Source organism: Nostoc sp. CENA543 (genome assembly GCF_002896875.1).
Classification (GTDB): domain Bacteria; phylum Cyanobacteriota; class Cyanobacteriia; order Cyanobacteriales; family Nostocaceae; genus Trichormus.
Window position 1 is genome coordinate 3,349,312 of record NZ_CP023278.1, and the last position, 15,478, is coordinate 3,364,789.

Sequence of the window (15,478 nt, forward strand, 5' to 3'; positions counted from 1 at the left end):
AATTACGAATTACAAATTATATGACCATAATCTTAACTAACGATGATGGTATTGATGCTCCAGGGATTAAGGCTTTGGTGCAAGCTGTAAATGGTCAAAAGTTTATTGTTGCTGCACCCAGGGATCATCAATCTGGTTGTGGTCATCAAGTCACCACCACTAGTCCCATTAAATTACAACAGCGTGGGGAATTTGAATATGCGATCGCTGGTACTCCTGCTGATTGTGTCAGAATTGCGGTAACGCATTTATGCCAAGATACTAAATTTGTCTTGTCTGGAATTAATGCTGGCGGTAACTTAGGCGTTGATGCCTATATTTCTGGTACTGTGGCGGCGGTGCGAGAGGCTGCTATGCACGGTATCCCTGGAATTGCGATATCTCACTATCGTAAAGCCAAGCAAAATTTCGATTGGGAATTTGCAGCTAAGTTAACCGTGGAAATTTTAACTGATTTACTGCACCGCCCCCTAGAACCTTGGTGTTTTTGGAATGTGAATTTACCCCATCTCCAACCAGGAGAACCCGAACCAGAGATAGTATTTTGCCAACCATGTAATAAACCCTTACCTGTCAACTATCGCATTGACGGTGATGATTTTTATTATGTCGGTGAATACGGCAAACGCGATCGCACCCCTGGTAGTGATGTTGATGTTTGTTTTTCTGGAAACATTGCAGTTACTCAATTAAGGGTATAGGGAATGGGGACGAATCAATTCAAAATTCAAAATTCAAAATTCAAAATTCAAAATTCAAAATTAAGAAGAGTTGGGGATTGGGGACTGGGGAGACAAGGTAGACAAGGTGGAATAGATTTCCTCACTCAGCACTCAAAACTCAGCACCGGCTAAACGCCGCGCTACCGCTAACAGCACTAAAAACTCACCACTCATCACTCTTCTTCATCTAAGCCCTGAATTAATGTAGTTAATTTGTCTAAAGTTTGTGTTAGTTGAGTTAACTTTTGTAATGAGTCATCTTGAGATTCTGCAAGGCTTTGGACGGCATCACATAAAGCAAATATTTGATATCCTTGCTGTTGCAATTGTTTACCTTGTGCTTCCACTTGGCAACTAAGATTTTCTAATCTGTCTGCTAGACGTTCAATGGTTTCTGTCGTAGAAAGTACAGCTTCTCCAATTTGCTCAACTATAGACTCTAGACGACTAACTTTTATTTCTACTCCAGATGAAATCATAACTTGCATACCCCGACTGTGAGAGAGCATTGTAATAGTTGAATGACAATATTAATTTGGTAGTTTAATTGATGAAATACAGCTTTCGATAAATTGCTGTTTTCATACTATTTCTGCTTTGTTTTTTACTACTTCTAGCAAATGAGAGAAGTATTTCTATCAATAAACTGATAGTCCCGTCTATTGGATAGGTATATGGTGGCCTTGTGATATCTAGGAGGGCGCGTCATCTGATGTTTCGCCTTCCGAATTTTAGATTTTAAATTTTGGATTATGGAATTGAATCTAAAATCTAAAATTAGTTGACTTAATCATTTTCTTTATACCAGTATTATTTTTTACAACAATGTTTACTGGCGTAAGTATTAGATTTTACAATAAAGCAATCTATTGGTAGCACCTTTCAGATGGGATAAATTATTTTCCACATATTAATCTGTATCAACCGTTGTCTACGAGATAGATTTATCTCTCTTTATATTAAGTTAATAAAAATTCATCAATGTTAGAATATTGATAAATATTCAGTAAATATACTGTAAAGTCCTCAAATTCTAAATTGATTTCAGTTTATGTACTGATGTCATAACAGTAATATTACTGTCATCTCAGAGAGTGATGAGTGCTGAGTGCTGAGTAATGAGTAATGAGTAATGAGTAATGAGTAATGAGTAATGAGTAATGAGTAATGAGTAATGAGTGCTGAGTAATGAGTCATGAGCGGTGGGTGGTGAGTGGCGACTAATGACTAATGACTAATGACTATTGACTATTGACCCATTGCCTTGTTAACCACACCTGAACATACGGACACTACTACCGTTAGGAATATTAAAATCACTTAATATTTCGTTACAATGATCACAACGAGAGGTAAAAGACACAACTCTCGCTGCTGAAATCAAAGGTGAACGGCATGAACGGCACAATTCGCGTTGGGAATCTCTTCGGTATCCCTTTTTATATCCATCCGTCATGGTTTCTAGTTCTGGGTTTGGTAACTTGGAGTTATAGCGGTGGACTGATGGCACAATTTCCCCAGTTATCTGGAGGATTGGCGTTAATACTAGGATTGACGACGGCGTTATTGTTGTTTGCTTCTGTCGTCGCCCACGAATTGGGACATAGCTTTGTCGCCATCCGCCAAGGTATTAATGTCAACTCAATTACATTGTTTATCTTTGGTGGTTTGGCGAGTCTAGAAGAAGAATCAAAAACACCAGGAGAAGCCTTTTGGGTGGCGATCGCTGGGCCGTTGGTCAGTCTGTTGCTATGTGGTATTGTTACGGTAATTGGTGTTACTAGTGCGGTATCTGGCCCCTTAGCTGCGATTCTGGGTGTTTTGGCTTCTGTAAACCTTGCCCTGGCTTTGTTTAACCTGATTCCTGGCTTACCTTTAGATGGTGGTAATATCCTTAAAGCGATTGTTTGGAAAATCACAGGTAAACCCTACAGAGGTATTACCTTTGCTAGTCGAGTCGGACAAATTTTTGGTTGGGTAGCGATCGCTTCTGGTTTAATTCCTCTATTCTTATTTGGTAGTTTCGCTAACTTCTGGAATCTATTAGTTGGGTTCTTCCTGGTGCGAAATGCTGGTAACGCCGCACAATTTGCCAGAGTGCAAGAGAAACTCACAGGATTGACAGCAGCAGATGCAGTCACAGTTGATAGTCCGATTGTTGCTGCTGATTTGAGTTTAAGAGAGTTTGCAGACCAACAAATTGTGTTAGGTAACAACTGGCGACGGTTTTTAGTCACCAACAATGAAGGACAATTAGTAGGTGCGATCGCACTAGATGACTTACGCCGTATCAACACAGCATTGTGGTCAGAAACTCAAGTTAAAGATGTCATGCGACCAACTCCATCTACTACCATCCCATCCCATCAACCATTACTAGAAGTAGTGCAATTACTCGAACAGCAACAAATATCAGCACTTCCCGTAATTCGTGATAACGGTGTGCTAGTGGGGATTTTAGAAAAAGCTGCCATCATCAACCTACTGCAAAGCAGCACCGAACCTAGTCTTGCATAGTTTTCTCATCGAAAAACGCTCCTTCTCTGACTTCCCTCAGAATTACTGGGGGATTTTTTTACAGTTAAGAAGTGTCAAAATGTTAAATGTAAACTTTCATCACAAACACACTTATGCCGAAAGCTACTTGGAATGGGGCTGTACTAGCTGAAAGCGACCAAACTATCGTCGTGGAAGGAAATCATTATTTCCCCCCAGATGCAATTAACAAAGAATATTTTCAAGACAGTGACACTCATACGACTTGTCCGTGGAAAGGAGTTGCTAGTTACTACAGTATCGCCGTTGATGGACAAGTCAACAAAGATGCTGCTTGGTACTATCCCAGCACTAAGGAAAAAGCGAAGAATATTGAAGGTTATGTTGCTTTTTGGCGAGGTGTAAAGGTCGAAAATAATTAGAACTACTTTAGGTTGGTAGTAAGCACTTTATTGCTGGAAAAATTAGGACTAAAGTCCTTACTACGAACTTGTTTTTGCAAAACTTCAAGGAAACACCCTAAAATCTGAGATTTGATTTTCCCCTACACCCCCACACCCCTACACCCTTACACCCCTTCCTCTGAGTTAACTGCTAAAAATGCCACCTTAGCGGCTGCTTGTTCGGCGGCTTTAATGGAGCGTCCTTTGCCTTCACCGAGTTTTTTATCATACAACCACACCTCCGCCATGAACCGTTCTTGAGTGCGGTTAGCTTGATTGATTTCCACAACTCGATATTCTGGTAAAACTTTGAATTGGGCTTGTGTCCACTCTTGGAGGGCGGCTTTGTAATTTAATCTGGCGGGATCGAGGCGAATTTCTGCGGCTAGTTGGCGAAAGTGAAAGTCTAACCAAGGGCGAATCAAGTCTAAATTATTGGTACTGAGGTAAAGCGCACCTAAAACAGCCTCAAAAGCGTCCGCCAGTCGTGATTCTTGACCAATTTTATCACTAGTGGCACTACCGGCGACGAGTAAATGTAACTCTAAACCGTATTCTCTGGCTAATTGGGCGAGGATGCGATCGCTCACCAACACAGAACGAATCGCCGCAAAATCTCCCACTTGTCCATCGGGATAAGTTTCCCACAAAACCACAGCCGCCGCCAATCGCACCACCGCATCACCAACAAATTCTAGTTGTTCATAATTAGCGGAATCGGAAACAGTAGGATGAGTCAACGCTAAATCCAATAATTCCCACTTAATCGGTGCAGTGGTGGACAAACCCAACTTTCTTACTAAACTCTCAAGCTGTCGCTGACGACGCGGATAAACAACATTCATTAGTTATTAGTCATTAGTCATTAGTTATTAGTTATTAGTCATTAGTCATTGATTGAGATGGCAAATTTCTTAGTTTTGATTCATGGCGTTGCATATTTTAGACATGGGTAAAATTCCTACCCTGCCAAAATTATCTCCTGAGTCATAAGTAAACAGTTGATAGTCGTTGCTATAGACTATGGACTATTGACTAATGACCATTGACTAATGACTAAAAGAGGAGAGAGTTGGTAGTAAGCCGGGTTCTGTTTTCTGTGTAGATTGCTCTACAAGAAGGCGGTTATCTATCTGGGACGTTTGTTACCAAACGCCTCTAGCGGCTCTTTTTAAGCGGAACTGGTAAAAGACCAACCATAATTCCTACGGCCTTGCTCCCAACCGGGGTTTACCGAGCCAACGCCTCTCGACGTTGCTGGTGCGCTCTTACCGCACCTTTGCACCCTTACCAAATCTAGGGATTGGGGATCAGGGATTAGGGATTGGGCAATTTCTCACCCAGTCCCCAATCCCCAGTCCCCAGTCCCTAATTCTGGCGGTATCTTTCTGTGGCACTATCCTCACGATCGCTCGCACTGGACGTTATCCAGCAAGTCTGGTCTTTGGGGAGTCCGGACTTTCCTCAAACCAGTATTCACTGATCTGCAACCGCCTACGCCTACTCTCTCCCTAGTTACAGTGTAATCGCCAATGATCGCATCTGTGCTGTTTGATTATTTCTTTTTGTTCCAAGGTAAGGCGTAAGTCCAAGGTAATTTTCTCACGGTGAAGGGACAATCAATAATGCAGATGGGGGGATATTCTGCACCGGGAGCTAAACCTGCTCTGATTTCCGATAACCGCAGGACAAGTTGTAGCGAAAATCCTAATTCTTTGCCTCTATTCATGAAATCGCCATACATTTTCTTTTGTGGTGGCCCGCCTTTTTGTAAACCACTAATATTCATAAGCGGTTTTTTTACTGTATAAACCCCTGTTTCTTTATCCCGTTCAAATAAGTCCTCGGCGGTGATATTTTCTGTCAATGTTTTCTTGGGAACTATCAGACTAGGACTTTGAGATATAGCCAAGTCACGGGTTAAATCTGGTGATTTTCTAATGACTCGGCATGATTTATTATTGAGGATTAAAGAGCTATTATCCCAGTCTACATAGATGGCTAAATCATCAGATTTATTCTCAATTGTCATTGAGAGTTCTTTGAGTTCATCTATCGGCTCTGATGCTTTAAATTTAAAGTTGACACTAATTTTTCCGTCTAGACCTTGCTCTTTCAGCTTGTCGTCTACCTCACCTTTTTTAAATTCATATTTAATCCGATCATCAACGGATTCAACCATTAAATTAAAGACGTAAGCAACTCCAAGAATATAAAGAGTTAATACTACTAAATTTTGGTCACTATTTGTAGTCATATTTTAAAAAATTATAAGACTTGTGTGTACACCAATCCCCAATACCCAATACCCAATCCCCAGTCCCCAATCCCCAATCCCCAACCCTCATTCCCGCTTAATGCTGGTGGAATTTTCTAACCAACCCCGTTGCCAGAATAAAAATAATAAACCAAAACCGATGAATCCCATGACGGCTAGACAAAGTGGATAACCCCAATACCAATTCAGTTCGGGCATATTATATGGCGATTTATCGGTATTGAAGTTCATACCGTAAATACCTGCAATAAAAGTTAGGGGAATAAAGATAGAGGAAACTACTGTGAGTAGCTTCATCACTTCATTCATTTTGTTACCGACGGCTGAGAGATACACATCCATCAAGCCAGATGCTAGCTCTCGGTAAGTTTCTACCATATCCATGACTTGGACTGCATGGTCGTAGCAATCCCTTAAATAAATTTGTACATCTTCACTAATTAAGTCACTGCGATCGCGTATTAAAGCATTAATCGCGTCCCGTTGTGGCCAGATAGCACGGCGTAATTGCAATAATTCTCGCCGCAGTTGGTAAATTTTTTGTAGGGTTTTGCGGGTAGGTTTAGCGATTACTTCTTCTTCTAAATCTTCTAATTGTTCACCGTAACGCTCTAAAACCGGAAAAAAGCCGTCAACAATAGAGTCTAGTAAAGCATAAGCTAAATAATCTGTGCCTTGCTTGCGAATAATTCCTTTTCCTCTTTCAATTCTGACTCTCACACCCTCAAAACAATCATGTTCTGGTTCTTCTTGAACTGTGAGCAGATAATATTTACCTAAAATTAAACTGACTTGTTCGCTATAAAAACCATAGTCTTTTTCTTTAGGGACTACCATCCGCGCTATAAATAGTAGTTGGTCATCATAATCTTCGACTTTCGGACGCTCCGAGACATTGACCACATCTTCTAAAACCAGAGATGATAATTCAAAGATTTTTCCCATTCTTTCTAAAATGTCCTGATTACCTAAACCCTGGACATCTACCCAAGAAACAGATTCTTGGTCAAGATAGGGAATACATTCTTCTGGGGTTGCTACTTGTTGACGAATAAAACTAGTTTGGTTGTAGTCTATTAAATAAATAGTTGGTGGTGGAGCATCTGCATCAATGATGATTGTTCCTGGTAGAGTTCCTGGGTAGTGATAAAATTCATCCCTACGGGATCTCATGGACTCTTGGCGGCGCAGTTTTTTGAGCATTCTAACCATGCACTGTCACCCGTTTGCATTTACAGGCTGTTTGAACAATCTTCATTGTCGACAGGAAAACGAAATTTAACAAGTGCAAGTAAAAAAAAATACTAAAATCTGTTAGCTATGTTTAGGATATAACCAAGACCGAAATAGACGGGTAACTCTAGGCATGACTACATAGGTTAATAGCAAAACCATAGTCACAGTAATAATAAAGGAAATAATGAGTGGTGGTAGACCTCGCAGCAGAGGTGTAATAAATATATTCAGTAAATTAATCAAAATAAATACGGAACCCCAAGTCAGCAAAGCTGTTTTGTAGCGTGGCGGTGTTTTGAGTGGTTGACCAGGAAGAGAAAACCAAGCTTCTAAACCGCTAATATGTTGTACATGGGGTTCAGATTCTACTAAGGATTGACCTTGAGCTAGCCAATATTCGCGATCGCGTGATGTTATCCAAGCTTTCATATTCTCATAGCCGTCAAACCGGAAGATAATCACATATTCAGGTCGGATACCAGGAAGGGGACGAATGATATTTGTACCCATATGACCAGGATAGGTTCTGGCGACACTAGTAATATCTTTCAGCCAAGCCTCGTAAGCAGTTTCACATCCTGCTTTGACCACTTGTGTAATGACTACGGTGATAATTTGATCATCTTGTTCCATTGCTACGGCTACCCATGAGAATAGGACAAATATATAAGCTTCCAACTAGCGAGGCTATGCACTAGCAAAATATAGAAGAAACACATTTTTCTTCCCCTACACCCTTGTGTTTCTTGAGATTTAAGGACACACAGCTAGCTTGCGTCCTCAAGGATAATTAAACTAACTATTGTTTAAGTAAACGTGCGTTCGACAAGTGTTTTTTAACCTCTCCCCCAACCCCTCTGTCTTGAAAAGTTCTGAGCGGAGGTTTCCTCCGCTCAGACTTTTCGCTCCGACACGGAGAGGGGAGTAAAAAAGGAACTAACCAATAATGGAAAATTAAACTTTTAAAGCCTCTCTCCGCGTCGGGGAGAGGTTTGGAGAGGGGTTCTGCTGAATTTACCAAACTCACTTTAAGTAAAGTGGTATCCAACTTTCCCCACTTCTAGACGGACGACATTAGCCGGAAAAACTCCCGAAGGTAGAGGTAAAAACATCCCCCCATTGGTGACAACATAAATTGCGGTATTATCACTTGCGCTTTGACCAAAGGCCACAGATGTGCTGCCAATTACACCTTGCTCGGCTTGAGCAATAATAGTTGTCAATCCATCAGTACCAATCCGCACCACACTGTTATAAATGTGGGTGGCTCCGTAAAGGTTGCCTTCTAAGTCAAAAGCAAAGTCATCAATATTAGTCTTCTCTACAAATATTTCCGGCTCACTTGGATGGTCATCCATACCAAGGGGAATCCGTAATAACAACATTTGCTCTGTATTAGAAACATATATTGTTCGGCAAAAACGTTTGATACCATTAGCAGCCGGGATGGGATTTTCGGAATTACTACGAGCCAGCAACGGATGTTCTAACCAAATTGACGCACTGGGTTGAACAATATCAATGAGCCAAATTGCACCCCGATAGGAATCTGCTGTCAAATATTTATTGTCTGAGAGAGGGGTAATGCCGTTGAGAAATATGGCATCTGGTAAGGTCAACAAGGTTTTGACTGTACCATCTTGGGTAACTAAAAATACCGCAGGTACAGAATCAGCATTCCAGCCTGTAGCAATCAAATCTCCATCGCTAGTGAAAGCCAGACCACTGACTTTACCTGCAACAGTAGCGTGAATTTCCTGATTACCATCTGGGGTGACGCGAACAATCTGGCCAATTTCGTGATTAGTGACAAAGATTGTACCATCGGCAGCGATCGCCAGATTTTCTAAAAAAGTATAGGCAGGGAAAGAGGTGATGACTCGGTAAGGAACTAAATCAATCGGCGTATCCTCGTAAATAGGCGGTAAACCTACAGCATTTTCCATATTGACCTACCACTGTAATGTAAATGGGCCACCGAACTTCCGCATCTCTGCAAAAAACTGTCCTTGAAATCCGCCATCGGGAAGCGTCGCTAAATAAACAGCTGTTTCTGCTCCCTCTTCTGCTGTAAATGGTGCGTTTTCTCCCCCCATATCCGTTTTCATCCAACCAGGAGAATAGGCATTTACCAGAATATTAGTCCCTTGCAGTTCTTTAGCTAAAATCGCTGTGATACCATTCACACCCATCTTAGAAAGCCGATAAGATGGTGCTAGAGGGTAATAATCATGGGTAATGGTGGCTAAAGAAGCCATTTCTGTGGAAACATTGACGATGCGGCCATAATTGTTGACCTGCATTAAGGGAATTAATGCTTGACAAATTCTCACTACCGCTAAAACGTTAGTTTCAAAGGTGGCTTGCATCGTTGCTAGTTGTACAGTCAGCAAACTAGACTCCTCTGGTTGAGTGGTGGGATTGACACCTGCATTGTTGACTAGAATATCTACACTACCATAGGTTTCACGCAGCCATATAGTAAAATCTTGCACACTTTTGTCATCAGTAACATTGAGTACGTGATAGTCTACATCCAGCCCTTCACTAGCTAATTTTTGCTTGGCGGTTGCACCATCTGTTTCATTACGACTCGTCAAAATTACACGGATACCCTTTTGGGCTAACTTCCGAGCAATAGCATATCCTAAACCGCGATTACTGCCTGTTACCACTGCAATTCTCGTTGGAGTCGTCATTTTTGTGACCTAAGAAATACTTTTAGAATTACTCTACTGAGATGTTATAAATTAAGCAAATTGATTTTAAAGATATATTGAATTAATGGGATTAATAGATTTATCCTCCATAGACCTCAACTTGCTGGTCGCCTTTGAGGTACTGTTGGAGGAACGCAGTGTGACGGTAGCAGCACAACGCCTGTATCTAGGACAACCAGCGATGAGTGCGGCACTAGGAAGATTACGTCTACTTTTTCAAGATGAGTTATTTATCCGTATCGGAAGGGAGATGCAGCCAACAGCCAAAGCTTTGGAAATTGCACCAGGGATTTCAGCTGCTCTCCATCAAATCCGCCAAACACTAGAATCTAGTCGCAGTTTTGACCCCAAAACTTCTGAACATACGTTTGCTATTGGTAGTTCAGATTACACCAGCTATGTAGTTGTCCCCAAGCTGTTGGAAGTGTGTCGTCAAGTCGCGCCAAATGTTAATTTTCGACTCATTGGTTTTGAAAAAGATTCTGTAGGAGATCTGTTAGAGCAGCGAGAAATAGATGTTGCACTGGGTTTGTTTCAAAATCCCCCCAGACAGTCGATACAAATGCCATTATTTCAAGAACATTTTGTTGGTATTTGTCGCCTTGGACACCCTGTAATTAGCCAAGGAAGTATCACACCGGAAATTTTCGCTAGTGTTCCTCAAGCTCTTTTTACCCTCCGACGAGACGACATTGGTGAAATCGACAAGGTGCTAGCAAAATATGATCTTCAGCGTCGTGTGATGTTAACTACACCGCATTTGCTCATATTACCTGCGGTGATTTCATCCAGCGACTTGGTAACTGTCATTCCATCGCGACTGGTAACGCCATTTGCTTACCAAAATACGTTAGAAATTTTTGGACTTCCTGTACAAACAGAACCTTGGATGATTTCTATGTTGTGGAGTAAACTGACGAATCAGGATCAGGCGAGTATTTGGTTAAGACAAATAATTTGTAGTATTTGTCAGGAAATTTAAGTTAAATAGCCGCAGAATAGGCTTCATCTACTTTCAAGGTTGTACCTGTGATAAATTTGGCATTCTCGGAAATCAGAAAAGCCACTATCTCAGCAAACTCTCTGTAGGTAGCAGGACGACCAAACATTAAATCTGTCGGGACATTCCAACCTTCTAACTCTGACATTGAATCGGCGACAAAAAAAGGTGCGACGGCAATCATGCGGATTTTATCGGTTCTGTAACGCTTGGCATATAGTTTTGTGAAACCTTCCATTGCGGCGCGGAGTGTGCCACTAAAGGGTGTCCCTAAGTTGGGTTCTTGAGAATCACAAGCAGAAATGTTGATAATGACACCACCACCGGAACGTTGCATAGGTTGTGTTACTAGTTTGGCGATACGAACTACACTCAAAAACAGCATTTCAAAGTTTTCTAACCACATTTCATCAGAAATAGATAATAAATCACGGTGGGGTGGGTCGCCAAAACTATTAACTACGGCATCTATTCGACCAAATGTCGTTAAAGTTGTCTCTACTAATTGCTCTAAGTCTGGCAAATTGGTCATTGAGCCTTGAATGGCAATACCACCTAAGTCTTTGGCTAAATCTAAAACTCCAGGCGATCGCGCCATTAATGCCACATTGTAACCCTGTGCGGCTAATTCTTTCGCACAACCCGCACCAATCCCTCGGCTCGCAGCTGTAATTATCGCCACCTTTGCTGAACTCATATGGTTACTTTCTAAAGAAAAAGCTTTAGAAAGTATGATAACCCTCTGCATTTGACTTTGTAAAGAATTTTCTTTAGTTTGTGAGTATGACAAAAAACTCACCCAAAAAATCATCCACAGTCCGCACACGCCGCGCTATTGTCAACTTACTCAAACAACGAGGTGCAATGGACTCTCAAGAGTTAGCAGCTTGTTTGGAGATTTCTGCAATGGCTGTGCGTCAGCATTTGTACGCGCTACAAGATGAGCATTTAGTTACCTATGAGGAAGAACCCCGTGAGATGGGGCGACCTGCTAAACTATGGCAACTAACCCCAGATGCTAACCGCCTATTTCCTGATGGTTATGCAGAGTTAACGTTGGGTTTAATTCAGGCGGTAACAGAAGCTTTTGGTGAGGTGGGATTAGATAAGCTACTGGAAGTCAGGACAAAACAGCAACTTGCAACCTATCAAGCACAAATATCTAGTCAAGATCCCTTAGCAGTCAGATTGGCAACTTTAGTAAAATTGCGATCGCATGAAGGATACATGGCGGAGAGTCAAACCCTAGACGATGGGACATTTTTATTAATTGAAAATCACTGTCCCATTTGCGCTGCGGCTAACGCCTGTATAGGATTATGTGAGCAAGAGTTAACGATTTTTCAATCTGTTCTGGGAGAAGATGTCACAGTAGAAAGAGAAGAGCATATCATAGCAGGTGCAAGAAGGTGTGTATATCGGGTTGCGAGTCAAGAATGTATTTAAATCATTGTCAAATTGCTAATTTCACTATTTTTATAACAGTTGTGGCGATATGAAAAAAACCTTTTTTGTGAGTGGAATGATGTTTCTAGCTTTCGGATGGGGATTTTCACCATCTTTAACATCCGTAAAGGCTGAAACTTTCTCGGAATTAAAGCAAGTCATCAAGAACGAAACAAACACTATCTCTGCTGCTAAAAAAACACAGTTAGAACTGCTCAACTCAGGAACGGGAACAAAGCAGAAATTACGTTTTCAACCTCCACTCAATTTGCAAGAAACTGCAATTGTGAGGATGAAAATGAACATGAATATCTCGATAGGAGGCCAAGCTTCACCCAGTTTCAAACAACCAGAAATTGTGACTACGCTACAGACAAAAGTCACCCAAATAGACCCCAATGGAGATATTCACTACGAGTTTTATTACTCTGATGTCGATTTGGTGGGAGATACCGATATTCCGCCAGCAGCACTTAACAATCTCAAGTCACAATTACAAAAGTTAGTTGGTTTCAAAGGTTCAGCTATCGTAGATCCTCAAGGAAAAACCAAAAAATTGAATTTTGTTTTACCAGAGGGAGTGGATGCAAATCTCAAGCTTTTAATGCAGCAAATGTCGAATTCTCTTGAGCAACTTTCGTTGCAAATTCCTCAGCAAGCAGTGGGTGTAGGATCTCATTGGCGAGTTACCTCGAATATAAATGCAGGGGGGATGAATTTCCAACAAATCACGACGTATAAGTTAATCAATCTGGAAAAAGGAATTGCTAATTTTAATATTGCTGTAGAACAAATAGCACCACCATCTCAAAATCTGACCACACCAGGATTACCCGCAGGGGTGACGTTAAATCTCAAATCTTATCAAGGTAAAGGTCAGGGAGAAATGACAGTAGCACTCAACAAACTAATGCCAGTTACCTCAAGGATGTCGTTACTTACTGATATGCAGATAAGTCAAAAACAAGTAGGTCGTGTAGCAGAAACGGCAATCAATCAAAAAATATCTATAGACATGAATCTTGAGTCAAAGTGATTACCCAAGATTTGTTGATAGTTAAAAATTAAATTCGGTGAGGATTTACATAACGCATTTCAAAACGGCTTTGTTCCCAAAGTGGTAATAAAGCCTCTTTAGCAACATTTAACTGGGATTGATAGAAACTAATTTTGCCGTGTTCTATAATCCAGATAAAAGTTCTAGTCATTAAATCTGCTGTAAAGCTCGATTCATATTGATAGTTATTAATTCTACCGACTTGAGCATCTAGATAATAGAGAATATCTTTAAAGTTCCATTGGTTAAAATTACTCTTCATTTTATCTCTAGTATTACCAGCTTCCATTAAAGTTAAATTACGCAGTAAATAATCCATTCCTTCTATTGATGAGTCAGTATTCCTGAATAAATTGGTTAGTGTGTGGTAATAGTCTTTTAAAAATACAGTAGGAATATTTCCTACGTAACTATTTAACCAAAATTGTATATCTCTTAGATAAGGTAATAGCTCTCTAATTTCATGCACTTCTAAAATAGGGGTGCGTTGACTAATATAATCAGCAATATTTTTCTTTAATTCCAATGCTGATAAATTATTTTTTCGTGCATAGTAATCAATAACTTTAGGAATAAATTTATCTAATAACCATTGCTTTGTATATGTAGCAGTCCAAGTTCCTCGCGGGCCAATATCTTGTTTCCAAGCATTGATTTCACTAGTTGCTAAAGACTGGAGATGAATATCATTAATTTCATAAATTATATTAATTATGCCACTCGGTAACAAAGATAAATGATTTACAGGTTTAGGTAAAATGAAGGCATGATCACGGATTCCTCGACTCACGCGAATAGAAATTGCTTCTTGCTGAAATAGATGCCATTCTGTTTTACCTTGGATATAATTAAACTCATTGGCAAAGTCGTGCATTAACTGCCATAATTTAGCATCTACAGAAAATAGATGTACACCACGACTACCTAAAAATTCAATAAATTCAAAGTCCCAGGTTTCTAAGAGGTTTTCGCATTCGATGATGGATTGTTTGTATTCTTGGCAAACTACATCAATACATAAACATAAATCTGCTGTTTCTAAATCAGATAAGATAATTGTCGTTTGACCTAAAGTTACTTCAAAAGCATTTTCATCGATTTGTTTGATAAATTTCCGACAACCCCATTCAGGACGAGTATTCAGTCCGGTCATTAATTGACCTAAAATATCTCGGTGGTTGAGTTTAATTTGGCAACCTCTGAGGATGACACCGCTAAATTTAATGAGACATTCACCATCTTTAAAGGCTTTGGGTAAATCGCATTCTATAACAACTTTGGGTTTAACAACAATCAGGCGATCGCCTTCTTGAAAAACAGCAGGTATAAAATCAGTTTGCGCTATAACTTCTTGTAAATTATTGCGTCTTAAAGTTTTTTCAATTAAGTTATATTGGCTATATCTTAAAGTGTTAATTTGATTTTTATCAAGGCTGCTAATATAGGAATAATTATATTCTTGGTAAAACTCTGAAGCTGCACTATTAACTTTTAAAGAATAAATATTTTTATCAATAACACACTCTTCTCGATGATATTGTAGATATTTAAAAACTTTTATTTGATGACCATTCGTAATAATAAAAAACAAAGGCTTTAAATAAATGCTATAAAACTTTGCTTGGGCGATCGCCTCCGTAAAATTGTTAGAATTAGGCGACAAAGCAATCACAATCAATAACGATGTGTCAGCATTTTGTTGCATGACATCATCGGTGGAAAAGTATATTTGCAGATTTTCTAATTGATTACTGCGCTTGATATTTTGGTCATAATTTAAACTTGACTTTCTAGCACATAATTTATCTAAATAACCAAGATGCTGAAACATCGGTGTAATAAACTCAGTTTCTACATCCTCTTGGTTGCGTAAAATCCGGTAATCAAAAGATTGTATCCATGTTATAAATCTCTTTTCCGCATCAGCAGGTAACATTTGATCATCCAAGGAAATCAGGCTCTAATAAAATTAACTATACAGACTCACTTTACTATGTCGCTTTGAGTTAACTTTCCTCAGCAAAAAAATAAAAATAATTTCCACTCAGAATTATTCAATAAAAAAGCACAGTTTCACTGT

General features: G+C 39.9%; 15 protein-coding genes and 1 other RNA gene. 6 read left to right on the top strand and 10 right to left on the bottom strand.

The features are described from left to right. Positions 1–20 precede the first annotated feature (20 nt). Complete coding sequence (gene surE / locus CLI64_RS13825; RefSeq protein ID WP_103137767.1) at positions 21–701, top strand: 5'/3'-nucleotidase SurE; 681 nt, start codon at positions 21–23, stop codon at positions 699–701. 194 nt (positions 702–895) lie between these two features. Here the strand turns inward: surE and CLI64_RS13830 are convergent, their stop codons facing one another. Then, positions 896–1,201 carry a hypothetical protein gene (locus CLI64_RS13830; RefSeq protein WP_192881715.1) on the bottom strand — a complete coding sequence of 102 codons (306 nt, stop codon included), beginning with the start codon at positions 1,199–1,201 and terminating at the stop codon, positions 896–898. 916 nt (positions 1,202–2,117) lie between these two features. Here CLI64_RS13830 and CLI64_RS13840 point away from each other — a divergent pair. Together CLI64_RS13840 and CLI64_RS13845 are read left to right on the top strand one after the other, a co-directional pair. Continuing rightward, a complete protein-coding gene (locus CLI64_RS13840; protein WP_103137769.1) occupies positions 2,118–3,239 on the top strand; it encodes a site-2 protease family protein in 1,122 nt (373 codons plus the stop codon). A 113-nt stretch (positions 3,240–3,352) separates the two neighbouring features. Continuing rightward, positions 3,353–3,640, top strand: coding sequence for a DUF427 domain-containing protein (locus CLI64_RS13845; protein ID WP_103137770.1), 288 nt, complete (start codon positions 3,353–3,355; stop codon positions 3,638–3,640). 146 nt (positions 3,641–3,786) lie between these two features. Here the strand turns inward: CLI64_RS13845 and rnc are convergent, their stop codons facing one another. The 7 genes from rnc to CLI64_RS13880 all read right to left on the bottom strand — a co-directional run bounded on the left by rnc (position 3,787) and on the right by CLI64_RS13880 (position 9,874). Then, positions 3,787–4,506 carry a ribonuclease III gene (gene rnc, locus CLI64_RS13850; RefSeq protein ID WP_103137771.1) on the bottom strand — a complete coding sequence of 240 codons (720 nt, stop codon included), beginning with the start codon at positions 4,504–4,506 and terminating at the stop codon, positions 3,787–3,789. Positions 4,507–4,724: 218 nt separating this feature from the next. Then, an RNA gene (gene rnpB, locus CLI64_RS13855) (RNase P RNA component class A) lies at positions 4,725–5,169 on the bottom strand. Positions 5,170–5,216: 47 nt separating this feature from the next. Further along, positions 5,217–5,918, bottom strand: a complete 702-nt coding sequence (locus CLI64_RS13860) for a hypothetical protein (RefSeq protein WP_103137772.1) — start codon at positions 5,916–5,918, stop codon at positions 5,217–5,219. Between the two features lie 87 nt (positions 5,919–6,005). Beyond that, the gene (gene corA, locus CLI64_RS13865; RefSeq protein ID WP_103140716.1) at positions 6,006–7,142 is read right to left on the bottom strand and encodes a magnesium/cobalt transporter CorA; all 1,137 of its coding nucleotides are present in this window, start codon (positions 7,140–7,142) and stop codon (positions 6,006–6,008) included. A 111-nt stretch (positions 7,143–7,253) separates the two neighbouring features. Continuing rightward, the gene (locus CLI64_RS13870; RefSeq protein WP_103137773.1) at positions 7,254–7,808 is read right to left on the bottom strand and encodes an antibiotic biosynthesis monooxygenase; all 555 of its coding nucleotides are present in this window, start codon (positions 7,806–7,808) and stop codon (positions 7,254–7,256) included. Between the two features lie 395 nt (positions 7,809–8,203). Next, positions 8,204–9,121, bottom strand: coding sequence for an SMP-30/gluconolactonase/LRE family protein (locus CLI64_RS13875; protein ID WP_103137774.1), 918 nt, complete (start codon positions 9,119–9,121; stop codon positions 8,204–8,206). Between the two features lie 6 nt (positions 9,122–9,127). Continuing rightward, the gene (locus CLI64_RS13880) at positions 9,128–9,874 is read right to left on the bottom strand and encodes an SDR family oxidoreductase (RefSeq protein ID WP_103137775.1); all 747 of its coding nucleotides are present in this window, start codon (positions 9,872–9,874) and stop codon (positions 9,128–9,130) included. A gap of 85 nt (positions 9,875–9,959) precedes the next feature. On the opposite strand from CLI64_RS13880, the gene CLI64_RS13885 reads away from it, so the two are divergent. Beyond that, positions 9,960–10,877, top strand: a complete 918-nt coding sequence (locus CLI64_RS13885; RefSeq protein ID WP_103137776.1) for a LysR family transcriptional regulator — start codon at positions 9,960–9,962, stop codon at positions 10,875–10,877. 1 nt (position 10,878) lies between these two features. Here the strand turns inward: CLI64_RS13885 and CLI64_RS13890 are convergent, their stop codons facing one another. Further along, entirely contained in the window at positions 10,879–11,592 is a 714-nt protein-coding gene (locus CLI64_RS13890; RefSeq protein ID WP_103140717.1) for an SDR family oxidoreductase, read from the bottom strand. 86 nt (positions 11,593–11,678) lie between these two features. On the opposite strand from CLI64_RS13890, the gene CLI64_RS13895 reads away from it, so the two are divergent. Then, positions 11,679–12,341 carry a metalloregulator ArsR/SmtB family transcription factor gene (locus tag CLI64_RS13895; protein WP_103137777.1) on the top strand — a complete coding sequence of 221 codons (663 nt, stop codon included), beginning with the start codon at positions 11,679–11,681 and terminating at the stop codon, positions 12,339–12,341. A 49-nt stretch (positions 12,342–12,390) separates the two neighbouring features. Beyond that, the gene (locus CLI64_RS13900; protein WP_103137778.1) at positions 12,391–13,377 is read left to right on the top strand and encodes a DUF6263 family protein; all 987 of its coding nucleotides are present in this window, start codon (positions 12,391–12,393) and stop codon (positions 13,375–13,377) included. A gap of 28 nt (positions 13,378–13,405) precedes the next feature. On the opposite strand, the gene CLI64_RS13905 is transcribed toward CLI64_RS13900, so the two are convergent. After that, on the bottom strand, positions 13,406–15,346 hold the full coding sequence (locus tag CLI64_RS13905) for a type I restriction enzyme HsdR N-terminal domain-containing protein (RefSeq protein WP_225977588.1): 1,941 nt from the start codon (positions 15,344–15,346) through the stop codon (positions 13,406–13,408). Positions 15,347–15,478 lie beyond the last annotated feature (132 nt).